Source organism: Bacillus sp. EB01, from assembly GCF_000613125.1.
Taxonomy (GTDB): domain Bacteria; phylum Bacillota; class Bacilli; order Bacillales; family Cytobacillaceae; genus Bacillus_D.
In genome coordinates, this window is the sequence record NZ_HG964497.1 from 1,284,512 (window position 1) to 1,299,770 (window position 15,259).

Genomic DNA, 15,259 nt, shown 5'->3' on the forward strand with positions numbered 1-15,259 from the left:
TACCCCGATTCATTATCTTCGAATGCCAGCCTGAATAATTGTTACTGTTATATCAGGCTCGACCTTTAGGTGTTTATATTCATTATTATAGAAATCATCTTCATTCCATGCTTCGTCATGTGACCTGATCAAATCCCCAAGTCCAATTGGATCTACCCCGTTCTTTTTTAACAACTGGATCAGTTCTAAAATTTCACTTTTTAGCTCTTTCTCAATTGCTGACTTTATCAGATCTATATCACTCTTTTGATTCAGTTGGATCCAGCCAGGAAATTCTCGAATTTTAACATTTAGATCTAGATTTACCTTAATTGAATCATTAGCAGTGACTTTCCAGGTTGGTTTACTCCTTATTTCGCGTACGCCTATCTCTCCCTTCTTTTCATTTTTCTTTATCGGTATTTCAAATAAAACCTGGTGTTCAAAGGGATCAAGGAGGGCAAGAATTTCGTATTGGTTTTCCTTTAATTCAAGCTTTAACTTATCATCCTTAAAAACGGCTAGCCCTTCAATACGGACACTATTTTCTGTACCTTGAGAAAGGACGGGCATATAAGGATCCCTGCCAGCTCCAAAATAATTGTTTAAAAAAATATGAAGATCTGTACGAGGCATTGACAACGTTGTATAGTTTTGGGTAATGGTTTCCGCTACTGCCAATGTCCCGTTTTCCTTAACCTTTTTTAGGAACTCCTTTGCATTTGGTTTTACGACAGCTGTCTGAACACTGGTACCTATCGTTGGATTGTTGAAGACGGTCCGAATGATATGCCCTACTCCTTCCTTCCCAAAATCCTCACCGAATACAATGACAATTGTCTTCGAAAGTTCAATGGGAAATTTGGTTTGCTGATTTGTATGGGCAAGCATTTCGCTGGAATTTGCTCCTTCGACATTCCTGATTTCCAAAGCTTGTTTATTTTTCCCTTTTGTGTAATCGGGATACAGAACAGTTGCACCCAATGTCCCGTCTTTTTGGATGTCATACCCAAGAGTATGAACAATGCTCAATCTGTCAATAATCTTGGTTCGTTCACATCCGGGAATAATGATAAGAATGATGATGATCAAAAATAACAATGGGCGATACATTATTTCACCTCTATTCAGTATCAAGGTCTTTCTTAGGGTCATTACTTTCAGATGCTGTATACCGCTTTTTTTGCAAGGGCCTAAATAATCCAGGCCTCTTGGTAGAGAGTGAATAAGGAAGCCTTGAAAGCCCAGTTCCTATATCATTTACACGTAATGGAAAGAGAGGGACCATATAAGGATTGCCAATCGACTTTAGTTTCATAAGATGTCCGAGCAAGAGTACGATGGCAACTGCCAAACCATAACCGCCCCAGATTGCTGCCAAAAAAATAAGCGGAAATCTCAACAGCCGGACGGTGTTGGACATTTTGTAAATGGGTGTTGTGAACGATGATAATGCAGCCAGTGCGACAATGATTAATAGAATGTTGCTCGTTAATGCTGCTTCTACTGTTGCCTGCCCTATTACAATGCCTCCGACGATTCCAAGTGTCTGGCCGATTTTGTTTGGCAGCCTAGCTCCTGCTTCGCGGAGCAGCTCAATCGTTATTTCCAAAAACAAAACCTCCAAAAAAGGCGGGAAGGGTACATTTGCCCGTGAAAAAATAATTGGGCCAAGCAGGTCGCTGGGAATAACTTCGTAATGATATGTAAGAATAGCAACGTACATGGGCGTTGCTAATATTGAAAAACCTACACCGAAAAAACGAATTAATCGAAAAAAAGTTCCTTGAATCCAAGATAAATAATAGTCCTCCGCGGCGGAGAAAAAGTCCATCAAAGTTGAAGGGCCAATGATTGCATAACAAGATCCTTCAGTCAGGATAACCAATTGACCGTTTAGCAGGGAAGAAACGGCTCTATCAACCCTTTCTGTCACAATGAATAATGGGAAAGGGGTATAATTATTATCGGAAATAAGCTGTTCGATGACAGTTGAATCAACCCTGCCGTCAAAATCGACATCCTTGAGGCGCTGCCTGACAGTATGGATATACTCGGGATTTGTTATACCTTTCATATAAACGATCGAGGTGTTGGTTTTCAATTTAGTCCCCACTTTGATTTCTTCGAAGACCAAGTCTGAAGTCAAAAGCTCGCGCCTCAATAAGTGCATGTTTGCCTTAATATCCTCAATAAATCCTAATTTAGGGCCAACAACACTGTATTCACTATTAGTATCGTTCGTTTTCCGCACACCCTGAGACCAATTTTCGATATTGATTAGAGCACAATGCCGGATATCATTTTTAAACAGGAGTATGGCATAGCCTTTATGCAGCTTCTCTTCCACTTCCTTTGGATCTTCGGTTATCTTTACACCATCAACAGGAATAATGTTCACGATATCTGAAATTACCTGTATATTTTTGATTTTGTCTTGGAGATTTTGAAGGACCAGCTCGTAAAGCTTTTTTTCATCAATTAAAGTCGAATAGTAATGGAGAGAAATTTTTTTATCCTCGAATGGACTAATACTTGAAAAATCACTTGACTCCCCGGCATTGGCCAGAAGATCCTTTATTTGAACGGGAGTATCACGGTTCGTTTTCGCAGTCGAGCTGTTTTTCCTTTTAAACACCTATGCCACCAACCTGTAGGAAAAAATGGAATCATAAGGTTAGTATGTATGTTTGGAAAAGAAATATGAGTCAAGAACGGGCGAGGAATTAAAAAAAGCTTCCGCAGCAGCGGAAGCTTTGAGGTGAAAAGAGCATTATTTAGTTTTTAAAACAGCCTTTGCAAGCTGTTCCAATTCAGTTATATGGTCCATATTAATCGTTCCTTCGGATTTTAACGTACCAATAGCACTTTCAATTACAAATACACGCGGTGCCTTTGCATTTACGATTTCTTCCTCAATGAAATTCAATAGCTCATACGTTTTGTCCTGCTCCTGAAGGCGGTAATTCTTTTTTATGGCCGAAATCATCTTGTGAAGTTTAATACATAAAACCTGGTCTGTTCCTTTATCTTTAGGGAATAATTTCTCGAGGAAGAATGGATCCAGCAGTCTGTCATTTGATAAAGAAACTTCATCGACTATTTTTACAATTCGATCAACACTGAATCGGACAATTTCATGAATTGATATACTAGAGTTTGCCAGTGAGTTGAATTTTAAGCTTTGCTGGAGAATCCCCATAAACATGAGTGAGCAATCCAGAAGGTATGGCTTTCTCTCTTCACCGAAAATATCAATGAACCGATGGTACAGCCATCTCAAATTTTGTAGATGATTTTCTTTCAAATACCTTTTTAGTTCCGGATCATTTGAAAACATAACTTCATCATAAAGAGAAAGCAATTTATTTGTACGATTTGCTTTGAGATGTAATTCTATTTGTTTAGTAAAGACTTCAATATCAGATCGTTCATGGCCGATCTGCAGCTCATTTAGGCCGATTTCCAATTTCTTGCGTATTGATTTTATTAGAGCGATTAATAACTCATTTTTTGAGGAAAAATAATTGTAAAATGTTCCTTTTGAAATGCAGCTATATTCAAGAATGTCCTGTATGGACGTAGCCTGAAAACCTTTTTCCACAAATAATTTATGAGCGCTTTTTATAACATGCTGCTTCCTATCGTTCATTTCATCACCTTATGGATTACTTGTACTTGCGGTACAAAACAATACTAAACTATTTTATAAGATTATTCAAACCCCCGAGAAACATGGAATTTACAGATTGAATTTTTTGGACTCATGGTATATGATAGAGTGCATGTGGAATTTGAATATAAAGTGAACTATCCATCCGTAGGGTGTCCTCACCCCACGGATGGATAGTCGCGCTAACGCACGATTGATTTAAGCCCCAAGAAATTATTAGTTCGCCAATCGGATCTATATGGGCAGTTGCTTCCCCACTTACATTCTTTGTACCCTCTGAATGTTGATGTGGGGAGTTTTACTGCCCGTTAAGAGTGGGATAAAATATGAACTGAAAGTATACAGGAGGAACAGATGGATCAAAAGTCAGTAAACAACAGTGGGAGACCCCCCTATGGCATTATCGCGGTTTTGATGATCGGGGCGTTTATCGCATTTTTAAATAATACATTATTGAATATCGCACTTCCGTCCATTATGGCGGATTTGAAAATAGAAGCAGCTACTGTACAATGGCTGACAACAGGTTTTATGCTTGTTAACGGAATCTTAATTCCAACAACGGCTTTTCTTATCCAGAAATACTCGGTAAGGCAATTATTCCTGGCTGCTTTGGGGATTTTTACAGTGGGTACAATTATAGCCGGAACTGCGCACATTTTCCCTGTTCTCCTTACAGGCAGGATGTTGCAAGCTTCGGGTTCGGCAATCTTGATGCCGCTATTAATGAATGTTATGCTCGTCAGCTTCCCGATTGAAAAAAGGGGTACAGCGATGGGTGTGTTTGGTTTGATTTTGATGTTTGCTCCTGCAATCGGGCCGACTCTGTCTGGTTGGATTGTAGAACACTATGATTGGAGAATGCTATTCCATTTCATCACGCCAATAGCAGCTGCCATCCTAATCATTGGATTCTTCCTTTTAAAAGATAAGAAAGAGAAGTCCAATGACCGGCTTGATTTTGTTTCACTCACTCAATCAAGTATTGGTTTTGGCGGTATTCTTTATGGTTTTAGTTCAGCGGGTAACAAAGGCTGGGATAGTCCTTTAGTATACGGAACAATTATTATCGGTGTCGCCTCCTTGATGATATTCATCTGGCGCCAGCTGAAACAGGATAATCCGATGCTGAACTTCCGTGTTTACCAATTTCCTGCCTTTGCCTTGGCTTCTGTCATCTCAATGACCGTAAATATGGCATTGTTTTCCGGGATGATACTTCTGCCCATCTATACCCAAAACCTGCGTGGAATCACGCCGATGGACGCTGGGCTGTTGATGCTTCCGGGAGCCCTTATCATGGCCTTCATGTCGCCTATTACTGGACGGCTGTTTGATAAGTTTGGGGGAAAGGTTCTTGCCATTGTTGGTTTGTTCATAATTACAATTACAACATATGATTTCGCAACGCTTACCCTTGAAACATCTTATACTCATCTGATTGTGTTGTATTCGATAAGGAGTCTGGGGATGTCGATGGTCTTCATGCCGGTATCGACAAACGGGCTCAACCAGCTGCCGCCAAGGTTTTATCCGCATGGGACCGCAATGAACAACACGATGAACCAGGTTGCTGGTGCTATAGGAACAGCATTGCTGGTCACCATTATGACGAACAGGACAGAGTCAAGTGCTGAAGAGCTTGGCAAAGAGGCGATGAGTAAATTGACTGAACAACCTACCGCAGAAGTCGCAGCTCAAATGAAGCAGCAAATCATGGCACAGGCGATGCTTGATGGAATTAATTTCTCGTTCCTGGTAGCAACGTTCATTTCGGTGATTTCCCTAATACTTGCCTTCTTTATCAAGCGAGCGACACAAGCGGAAGATCCACTTGAAAAAACTGCTGCCAGAAATAAGCTTGCTGAAAATTAATATAAACAATTAAAGGCACCGCCACGTATATATGTGGCGATGCCTTTTTTCTTTATCCGTTCGGGTTTACTCCCCACGGCAATTCAACCAATTCCTGCGGCTAATTCTTATCCATGTAACGAACCGCATTATTATGGCGAACGGTTTCTCTTACTTTTAAAAGGCTTGGAAGAATGAGTAGTAGAAGAATTGCGAGTATTTTTAGTGGTTTCCCCGTATGAATCCAACTTTATAGAGTTTTCCTTATTTCCCTTCTTTTTTGAAACGCTTTATCCGATTGGCAATAAACTCTTTACCTAGCTTATCACTTTCCTCTAAGGCAAGGTCAATCGCTTCATCCTTATTAGCGGCATCCTTAATCATAAGCAGACCCGTATCTTTTAACGTAACGCTCCACCCATTACCCTTGATGCTCGGGTGAACAACTGCCGCATGTCCAGTATTCAGCTTGAACTCCAAGCCACCTGTAATCTCCCTGACCTTTCCATTAGTAAGCGGGATAGAAAAATTCACTTTCTTTGTTTTGACTGCCATAGGAACCCTCCAATTTTTAATTGTATTCATTTGCTTCTTCTAACTTTCAGTATGGACTCACGACAGCATCTTGTACAGGAGAATCGCCGCATTCGGGGGTGTCAATTTATAACTTTTAATCAAGGACTATAAATTTTTTGTTCGGGGTTATAAGTGAAGCGTTCCGGGTTATAAATCCTGCTTACTGAGTGAGGGGGAGTTAAGTGGTGAAATTGTGAATAACGGCGCCGTTGTTACGGCAATGCAAAGATTTAATCTTTTCTTAAGAATTCGTTTAGAGAGAGTTTAGGATTTTTGGATATGCTTGATCTACCGAAAGCCAAAGGAGGGGTTGTTGTACTCGCAAGCAGGCTTCTCTTTTTATCGTGCTGGAATGGAAAACGTGGTAGGTTCTCATTTTCCATAGGGTTCGTTGTGTGCCTTTGTTCAACATTGAAGAGGCTGAAAAAGTGCAAAACAGCTACTTTGGCGGAATCAATTTCCAGCAGCTAATACAAATCAATCAATTATTTAGGAGGAAACACTTATGAACAAGAAAGCAATTGCAATCGCAGCATCTCTTGGAATTCTGTTTGCCGGGGCGGGTTCATACAAGATCCTTGCGGGTTCAGCAGGCTACGATGCCTACAAGGAAGCAATGAAAAAGATTCACACGATTGACAATGCAACGATGGAAATTGATATGACAATTACCGATAATGGCAAGCTTCTCCTTTCATCCGATTCAAGCATGAAGTTTGATAAGGACAGCGACTTGGCAGCTGGGACTGTTACTGTAAATAACAGCAGCCAAACACTAAAAATGAATGGTTTCCTCGAGAATGGCCGGCCGGTAATTCAGTCTGAAGGCGGTGCTTACTATATACCTGAAGGTGTTGAACATCCGAGTATGAACCTGAAGGAAGGCGAGACTTTCCATGACCCTGAAATGCTCAAGCTTGGAGAGTTGATTATCGATGCGGTAGCCCAGCCGGTCCAGGGGGAATTTGAACAAAAAGGCAATACAATCATAATCGATATGAATAAGGACGATTTCCCTAACATTATTCATACCATCGGCAAGCAGGTCATAAAATTGGGCTTCAAAGCCCACAGTGACATTGAACTGACGCCTGCTGAATATCCATTCCTAAGTGAAAGCTTTACTTCCCAGCTTCCAAAGCTAGAAGAGGAAATTTCTATCGAAAAGGCATATGTAAAAGTTAAGCTAACTGATGAAGGTCTGATTAAGTCCCAGGATGCCATTTTTAAAATTAAAGGCAAGGATGCCTTGGGAGTCCAGCATAAAATTGAAATAACCATGGATTTGGCTGTGAAATCAGTTGGCAGTACAACAGTTGAGAGGCTAGACCTTACAGGGAAGGACATCAAGGAATTCGAAATGAAAAAAATACATTAATTCGTTGAAATGGGGCTGTGTTGTATAGCCCTATTTCTATTATAGTTATAGTAATTAGTATTTCTAGTAAAAATGGCCGCATGTTTGGTGTAAGGCCAAAGGAAAGTTGTGAATGATATGTCGATTCAGAAAAAGCTTATGCTTGCATTCGGTGCAATGGTGGTTGTGCCTATCCTCTTTTTCCTGATCGCTGTATCAGCTCTTATGCTTGTATATGGTGAAGAGGGCAGGCTGTCGAGTTATGTGAATGAGCTTGAACGGATAGCCAGACGTGACGAATTGTTTGGTGAGCTTAAACTGATGACAACCGCTGAGCCTGATAAGCTGGAGCAGGAATCTTATCTTAATGAGATGGATTCCCGCCTTAATAAATCCGATTACGAACTGATCATCCGCATTGATGGGAAGCTAACTTATACAGATGAGATGTTTAAAGGAGTAGCAATCGAAGACAAGCTGCCTCCGTTTGGGAGTTTTGTGAATCAGGTCCATGAGAGTGTAGAGGTCGACGGTAAACCATTCAAATTCCGGCAGCATGACTATGTGATGCCTGATGGCCGGGAAGGAAGCATCTTTATTGTTGAAGAAGCAACTTCCCTTGAACAGTTTGCGCTAAAGCATCTTCCGCTTATCATGGTCATTTGCGTACTAGCTCTCCTTTTAACAAACGGGCTTTTGTCATACATCGTTTCAAGGGGCATTATCGATCCAATGAAACTTCTTCAGGATGCGGCCGGGAAAATTATGGCTGGCAATCTTGACTTTATGCTTGAGACGAAACGTAAGGATGAAATCGGTGAACTTATAGAGGACTTTGAAAAGATGAGGGAAAAGCTTAAGGAATCCATAGACAGACAGATTCAGTTTGAAAACGACCGAAAGCTTTTGTTATCGAATATTTCCCATGATTTAAAAACACCTATTAGTTCGATAAAGGGATATGTTGAAGGTATCAAGGACGGGATTGCCAATACCGAAGAAAAGCGTACTAAATATATAGACATTATCTACAAGCGGGCAAATGAAATGGATGCAATGATTAATGAGCTGTTTCTAAATTCCACGCTCGATTTGAATCAAGTGCCTTTCCATTTTGAAAAAGTGGATTTAACGAGATATATAAAGGATATCGCAGAGGTAGCAGAACTTGAACTCCGTAAAAAGGGAATTCGGCTGTTGCTGGAGAGTGAGTTGGAGCCGCCAGTTCTTGTCAAGGCTGACCGCGAAAAACTAATGAGGGTCTTCAATAATATTTTCCAGAATAGTTCCAAGTATATGGACAAGGAAGCTGGTAAGATAGAAATCTCGCTTAAAGAGAGAGACGGCTTTGCGGTTGTTAAAATTCAGGATAACGGACCCGGCATCCCGGAAGAATCCCTTCCGCGTGTATTCGATACCTTTTACAGGGCCGAGGATTCTCGAAATAAGAAGACAGGCGGTTCAGGGCTTGGGCTGACCATTGCCAAACAAATTGTCGAAATGCATAACGGATCAATCAGGGTTGAAAGCGAAGAAGGTGAAGGAACTACGATGATTATTGCGTTACCGCTGATGAAGCCGGATTCAGAGTAGCTGCAAATGGTAGTAGTAATCCCGTAGAACTATAGGTGGTGTAAACATGAAGCATATACTGATTATTGAAGATGACCAGGACATCGCTGAGCTGCAGCGTGATTATCTTGAGGCCGAGGGCTTTCGTGTTGATATAGAGGAAAATGGAAAAGCTGGACTTGATAAGGCGCTATCAGCAGAGTTTGATTGTTTTATACTGGATTTAATGCTCCCTGGTCTGGGAGGATTTGAAATTTGCCGGCATATCCGCCAGGTGAAGGATACACCTATTGTGATGATTTCAGCAAGGAAAGAGGATGTTGATAAAATTAGGGGCCTGGGGCTGGGTGCAGATGATTATATGGTAAAGCCATTTTCTCCTGGAGAAATGGTGGCGAGGGTAAAAGCGCATTTGTCACGCTATGATCGGCTCCTTGGCAGGGAAACTGCCCGTAAGAGCGTTATTTCGCTTGGGGCCTTGGCAATTGATATTGATGACCACAGAGTATACCGGGAAGGGAAGGAAATTACCCTTACAGCTAAAGAGTACGACCTTCTAGTATTCTTTGTGAAAAATCCTAATCGGGTCTTTAGTAAGGAGCAGCTTTTCGAGCATATATGGGGTATTGATGCTTTTGGAGACATTTCGACTGTGACAGTCCACATAAGGAAGCTTAGGGAAAAAATTGAAATGGATTCATCAAAGCCTCAGTATATTGAAACAGTCTGGGGTGCGGGATATAGGCTTAAAATTTGAATATAGGGCTTTCCTTAATATAAAAGCTTGAGCTTTTCTTTAAGGAAAGCCTATTTTTTATACAGAGTGGTTTTGGAAAATAGATTAGTATGTTACTATGTAGGTGATGGGTTGTTCTATCAATCCTGTTTTTGTGCTTAATTGTGCAATCGTTTGCATTAAAATGAATATGCTAACTATGAGGTGCAAGATGGATAAAAAGTGGTGGAAAGAAAGTATTTGCTATCAAGTGTATCCAAGGAGTTTTATGGATAGCAATGGTGATGGGATTGGCGATTTAAAGGGCGTAACCGCAAAGCTCGATTATATAAAGGAGCTTGGTATCGATGTCATCTGGCTGTCGCCAATGTATAAGTCGCCGAATGATGACAATGGCTATGATATTTCAGATTACCAGGATATTATGGATGAGTTTGGAACAATGGCGGATTTTAATGAACTTTTGGAAGAAGTGCACAAGCGCGGGATGAAGCTTATCCTTGACCTTGTCATTAACCATACAAGTGATGAGCATCCCTGGTTTATTGAATCGCGTTCATCAAAGGACAATCCAAAGCGGGATTGGTATATTTGGCGTGATGGCGAGGATGGGCGGGAGCCGAATAATTGGGAATCCATCTTCAGTGGTTCAGCCTGGAAGCTGGATGAACAGACCGGGCAATATTTCATGCATTTATTTTCAGGTCGTCAGCCTGACCTGAACTGGGAAAATCCCGAGGTCAGAAATGCGCTTTATGACATGGTAAATTGGTGGCTGGATAAAGGGATTGACGGTTTCAGGGTCGATGCCATTTCACATATAAAAAAGAAGCCTGGCTTGCCTGACATGCCGAATCCAAAGGGCTTAGAGTATGTTCCTTCCTTTGATTATATGATGAACGTCGAGGGTGTTGATGGCTTCCTAAAAGAGTTTGTCAGCAAAACAACGCGCAACCATGATGTCATGACAGTCGGAGAAGCCAATGGAGTCCGCATCACTGACGCCGACAAGTGGGTTGGTGAGAGGGACGGCTATTTCAATATGATTTTTCAATTCGAGTTCCTGGGACTATGGGACAAGAATAAGAAAGACTCGGTCGATGTTAAAGCTTTGAAGCGGGTTTTGACAAAATGGCAAAAAGGCCTTGAGGGAATTGGCTGGAATGCTCTGTTCATTGAAAACCATGACCAGCCGCGCCGGGTTTCAACATGGGGAAATGATAAAAAGTATTGGAAAGAAAGCGCAAAGATGCTAGGGGCGATGTACTTTTTCATGAAAGGAACGCCGTTTATCTACCAGGGTCAGGAAATTGGAATGACCAATGTCCAATTTCCTTCTATCGAGGACTATAATGATGTTGGCATGCGCAACTATTATAGGATTGAAACTGAAAAAGGCCGTTCCCATGAGGAAATTATGGAGTTTATCTGGAAGCATGGGCGTGACAATGCGCGGACCCCAATGCAATGGGATTCTTCACACATGGGTGGATTCACGGCTGCAGATAAAACATGGTTCGGGATTAATCCAAATTACACAAAAATCAATGTCGCCAGCCAGTTGGATGATAAGGATTCCATCCTTCATTTTTACAAAGAATTAATTAGGCTGCGCAAAGAAAATAAGCTCTTTGTTTATGGCAAGTATGATTTATATCATCCGAATCACCCAAAGCTATTTGTCTACACCCGGACGCTGGGGAGCCAGAAGGCGATTATTCTTTGCAATGTGCATGGAACTCCATCCAGGTTTAAAATGCCAGCAGCAATCCGATATAAGAAAAGCGAATTGATCGTGAATAACTATCCCGTACAGGGGAAGAAACTGCCGAAGGAATTTACAATGAAGCCTTTTGAAACAAGAGTATATTTCCTTTATTAAAAGCCCTATGGCTGTGTCTATTGCGATATGAAATGCTCCTTGAGGACGATAAATAGATATACGCCTATACAAGAACACTAGGCAACGAGAAACTTCTCGACGTCTGCAACTTCTCAAAAGAAGAACTTTCATTCAAACTGCCTGCTGAATTCAGGACAGACAGCAAAACACTGTTGATCGGCAACTATCCGGAAGCAATCGGGAATTCCAATGGCTTCTTTCCGCTTCGTCAGTATGAAGCTGTTGTATATAAACTATAATTTAAAGAATTCAGCGCTCATTCCAATCGGGAATGAGCGCTTTTTATTACTCTGTTAAATGATAAAGCATTTCCTTGTATGATTGCCTTGCTTCTTCAAATGGTATATCCAGTGCCTCGCCCAGTCTTCTTAGCAAGTCATTGTCATAGCTGAGCCATGCTGAAAAGTTCCTTTTCACATCTCGTTCAGCATCGGCAAATGTAGAATACTCTTTTTGTACTGTTCCTTTATTAACAGCCTCAACTTTCCCGCCTTCTGATGGCCGAATAAGAATCATGTCACCATTTCTGTTTTCAAAAAAGGTTCCATAGGAGGTGCCTTTTACGTTCAGTTCATTTCTGTCTGCATCGAGTTTAAGCGGCTGAAGTGAAAAAACATCAACTACAAATTTCTGGAAAGCATCTTTACTAAGCTCGCAGCCGGATGCCTTTGGGTGCCCTCCGCCTCCGAAACGTGATGCAAATTCTGCAACATTAACCTCATCATGAATTGTCCGGAACCCCGCCTTTTTTCCGCCAACATTCATGAGAATGACCATATCTAGATGTGGGAACAGTTTATTCAGTGCGTTGCCCAGCTCCGACAAATATTGCTCGGCATGGATGATTCCTGCAAAATATCCATCAACTTTTGCCTGGACAAGCTGCCTGCTTTTGGAACGGATATATCGTTCGATTTTCGCATCTTCAATGTCCAGCAGGAAGTTTTCATTTTTAGATAGTGAAAAGGCCTCCGGGTTTTTCTTGAGCCGTTCAAGCAGAACCTCCTCAAATTCATTCCGTTCCATGATATAAAATAGATCATTAAGCCTTTTGGCGGCCGTGTTGTTGTTTTCATCCCATTCCCATGTATCATATTGACGTACAAGGTCGACAAATTCGTCGAGTGCCTTTGTCGGGCGGAGGGCATTGGTCTTGACAAGATGTTCATAGAAAAGAGAGGTCGCGCAGGTTTTTTTACCTGTTTCATACTCCGGTAAAACGAAACCCCATTCATATTGGTTGAAATGCATAGCGGTCACATGGTGGTCAATAAGCCTAATATGGCTGCCCTTTTTAAAACGCTCCGCAAGTCTTTTTTCCACTTCGGAGTTTACAGCCATGTCAGTTATGTAGATTTCATCATGGGCGGTCTCATTCTTTGCAAGATGCTGCTGGACGCGGTCGTTTAAGACCCGATGCGAACAATAGGCAACATCTGCCTTGTCTCCATATGCAATTTTTGCCAGCAAACCGCAGCCTAAACCATCCAAATCTATGTCTGTGAAAAGCTTCATAAGGAAGTCTCCTTTCATGGTGATTCATAAGGATTAGTTTTAACTCCAAAAAGTTCCTTATTCATTTGACTTAGTATTCATGTCCTTACTCTATATTAATTTAATGATAAAGTGAACCTTCTTTCAGTGGAAGGCTTCACTGGTTGTTAGCCGCGCAAAGTCCGATTGATTTTTCTAAGGACTGAAGCCCAAGAAAAATCTTAGTTCACGAATCGGACCTTTAGGGTCAGTTGCTTCCGAGGGAGGCTTGCTGCCCCTTAAAGTGGGATAAAAGATAGCGGGCAGCCTGTATTAGCTTTCTAATCATTTGTTTAATTGCTTTCTGTGAAAGGTATCTTAAATAGTGTGGTTAGATAGAAGGATAACGAGGAGGTACATATGCAAACGAACGAGGAACTTAAAAAGGACATTCTTGAGGCATTCAACTTCCGGCATGCAACGAAGGAATTTGATCCGGAAAAGAAAATTAGTAAGGAAGATTTTGATTTCATATTAGAAACAGGACGTTTATCGCCAAGTTCATTTGGAGTGGAGCCATGGCGGTTTATTGTGGTACAGAACCAGGAGCTCCGCAAAAAAATTAAGGAGACGTCTTGGGGCGCATATGGTAAAGCGGAAAATGCCAGCCATTTTGTGATTTTTCTGGCAAGGACCGCCAGTGAGACGAGATATGATGCAAATTACCTTCGGGAGCATTTCCTTAATTCAGCGCAGATCCCCGAGGATTTTCTAAAAAAATTCTTGAGCAGAATTGAGGAATTCCAAAGAGAAGATTTCAAGCTGCTTGATGATGATGGCAGGCTTTTGTATGAATGGGCCTGCCGGCAAACATATATAGCCCTGGCGAATATGATGACGGCAGCTGCGCAGCTGAAAATCGACTCCTGTCCAATTGAGGGCTTCAATATCGAGAAAATGAATGCGCTCCTTGAAGAGGAGGGCTTGCTCGAGGATGGCAAATTCAGCATCTCCGTTATGGCTGCGTTTGGATATCGGAAACAAGAACCTGCCCCGAAAAAGCGCAGGCCTGAAAGTGATGTAATTAAATGGATTGATTGAATATGGGAAGGGCCTTCCCTCTTTTAACTTTGACTCGAACAGACGAGTAAAAAGCGAGCCGGGGGTCGATTAGAAGCTTCAAAGAATGCCCTTTGCCTGTTACGAGGGCATTTGCACGTTACTCTGCCCCTATTAAAAAAATATTGCTTTTCCCTGTATATTTTGGTAGTTATGAAGAAGGAAGTGCCAGAATAACGAGAGGAGCCTGGACAAGATGACAACAATTTATTGGTCGGTTTTTAAAAATAGCCAGTGGCCCTTGCATATCGCTGCTTCGGAAAAAGGATTGTGCTATGTAGGGTCACCGGGTGAAGGGTTCAAGGAACTTGAGGCTTGGGTGTTGAAGCATCGTTCGAAGGCCCAACTTGTTGAAAATGAGGAGTTCTTGAAACCTTATTTTACTGAGTTAAATGATTATCTTGAAGGTTCAGTTACTAGCTTCAACTTTCCGGTGGACACGATGGGAACTCCCTTTCAGGAGAGCATTTGGGCTGCCCTGAAGGAAATCCCTTACGGCAGGACGGTTACTTACAGCGATATAGCAAATATAATAGGCAAGCCCGCAGCGGTCAGGGCTGTCGGCTCAGCTATTGGGGCAAATCCTGTCATGATTACAATTCCATGCCACAGGGTCATAGGTAAAAATGGAGCTCTCACAGGGTTCCGAGGCGGCATTGAAATGAAGAAGTTTCTTTTGGAGCATGAAACCAAATTTACCGTTGTACAGCAATAAGGAATGCATTGTAAATTGAAGAAGCTGTCCCATCGGGTTATTGACTGACAACCTTATAGGGCAGCTTTGGTTTTTTGTAAAAAATTTACTCCTATCTTTTTTAAATAGGCTCTTGTCGTTTTATGAATGACACTTTGCCACGTTTGGAAGCTCGAAATGTCATTCATCTGCTTTATGAAAGACACTTTGCTTCATCCGGAAGCTCGAAGTGTCATTCATTTGCTTTATGAATGACACTTTGCCTCGTCCAGCAGCCTGAAATGTCATTCATCTGCTTTATGTATGACACTTTGCTTCGTCTG

At 41.6% G+C, this 15,259-nt stretch carries 13 protein-coding genes; 8 read left to right on the forward strand and 5 right to left on the reverse strand.

The features are described from left to right. Positions 1-12: 12 nt before the first annotated feature. The 3 genes from TY16_RS05850 to TY16_RS05860 all read right to left on the reverse strand — a co-directional run bounded on the left by TY16_RS05850 (position 13) and on the right by TY16_RS05860 (position 3,631). Positions 13-1,092, reverse strand: coding sequence for a Ger(x)C family spore germination protein (locus TY16_RS05850; protein ID WP_043930866.1), 1,080 nt, complete (start codon positions 1,090-1,092; stop codon positions 13-15). Between the two features lie 10 nt (positions 1,093-1,102). Continuing rightward, positions 1,103-2,617: a spore germination protein gene (locus TY16_RS05855; protein ID WP_043930868.1), complete on the reverse strand. Its 1,515-nt coding sequence runs from the start codon at positions 2,615-2,617 to the stop codon at positions 1,103-1,105. Between the two features lie 135 nt (positions 2,618-2,752). After that, a complete protein-coding gene (locus tag TY16_RS05860; RefSeq protein WP_043930869.1) occupies positions 2,753-3,631 on the reverse strand; it encodes a TetR/AcrR family transcriptional regulator in 879 nt (292 codons plus the stop codon). Positions 3,632-4,006: 375 nt separating this feature from the next. Here TY16_RS05860 and TY16_RS05865 point away from each other — a divergent pair, with 375 nt between their 5' ends. Further along, positions 4,007-5,527 carry a DHA2 family efflux MFS transporter permease subunit gene (locus tag TY16_RS05865; protein WP_043930870.1) on the forward strand — a complete coding sequence of 507 codons (1,521 nt, stop codon included), beginning with the start codon at positions 4,007-4,009 and terminating at the stop codon, positions 5,525-5,527. 243 nt (positions 5,528-5,770) lie between these two features. Here TY16_RS05865 and TY16_RS05870 read toward each other — a convergent pair whose 3' ends face one another. Then, a complete protein-coding gene (locus TY16_RS05870) occupies positions 5,771-6,061 on the reverse strand; it encodes a hypothetical protein (protein ID WP_043930871.1) in 291 nt (96 codons plus the stop codon). Between the two features lie 526 nt (positions 6,062-6,587). Here TY16_RS05870 and TY16_RS05875 point away from each other — a divergent pair. From TY16_RS05875 to TY16_RS27245, 5 genes are all read left to right on the forward strand, one after another. After that, positions 6,588-7,460, forward strand: a complete 873-nt coding sequence (locus TY16_RS05875) for a hypothetical protein (RefSeq protein WP_043930873.1) — start codon at positions 6,588-6,590, stop codon at positions 7,458-7,460. A gap of 117 nt (positions 7,461-7,577) precedes the next feature. After that, the gene (locus TY16_RS05880; protein ID WP_043930874.1) at positions 7,578-9,032 is read left to right on the forward strand and encodes a sensor histidine kinase; all 1,455 of its coding nucleotides are present in this window, start codon (positions 7,578-7,580) and stop codon (positions 9,030-9,032) included. Between the two features lie 46 nt (positions 9,033-9,078). Next, on the forward strand, positions 9,079-9,768 hold the full coding sequence (locus tag TY16_RS05885; protein WP_043930876.1) for a response regulator transcription factor: 690 nt from the start codon (positions 9,079-9,081) through the stop codon (positions 9,766-9,768). 190 nt (positions 9,769-9,958) lie between these two features. Further along, positions 9,959-11,629, forward strand: a complete 1,671-nt coding sequence (locus TY16_RS05890) for an alpha-glucosidase (RefSeq protein ID WP_043930877.1) — start codon at positions 9,959-9,961, stop codon at positions 11,627-11,629. Between the two features lie 56 nt (positions 11,630-11,685). After that, complete coding sequence (locus TY16_RS27245; RefSeq protein WP_442853245.1) at positions 11,686-11,889, forward strand: hypothetical protein; 204 nt, start codon at positions 11,686-11,688, stop codon at positions 11,887-11,889. Positions 11,890-11,935: 46 nt separating this feature from the next. On the opposite strand, the gene TY16_RS05895 is transcribed toward TY16_RS27245, so the two are convergent. After that, the gene (locus TY16_RS05895; protein WP_197028364.1) at positions 11,936-13,165 is read right to left on the reverse strand and encodes a DHH family phosphoesterase; all 1,230 of its coding nucleotides are present in this window, start codon (positions 13,163-13,165) and stop codon (positions 11,936-11,938) included. Between the two features lie 378 nt (positions 13,166-13,543). Here TY16_RS05895 and TY16_RS05900 point away from each other — a divergent pair, with 378 nt between their 5' ends. Together TY16_RS05900 and TY16_RS05905 are read left to right on the forward strand one after the other, a co-directional pair. After that, on the forward strand, positions 13,544-14,224 hold the full coding sequence (locus tag TY16_RS05900) for an NAD(P)H-dependent oxidoreductase (RefSeq protein ID WP_043930879.1): 681 nt from the start codon (positions 13,544-13,546) through the stop codon (positions 14,222-14,224). Positions 14,225-14,438: 214 nt separating this feature from the next. Continuing rightward, positions 14,439-14,957: a methylated-DNA--[protein]-cysteine S-methyltransferase gene (locus TY16_RS05905; protein ID WP_043930880.1), complete on the forward strand. Its 519-nt coding sequence runs from the start codon at positions 14,439-14,441 to the stop codon at positions 14,955-14,957. Positions 14,958-15,259: the final 302 nt, after the last annotated feature.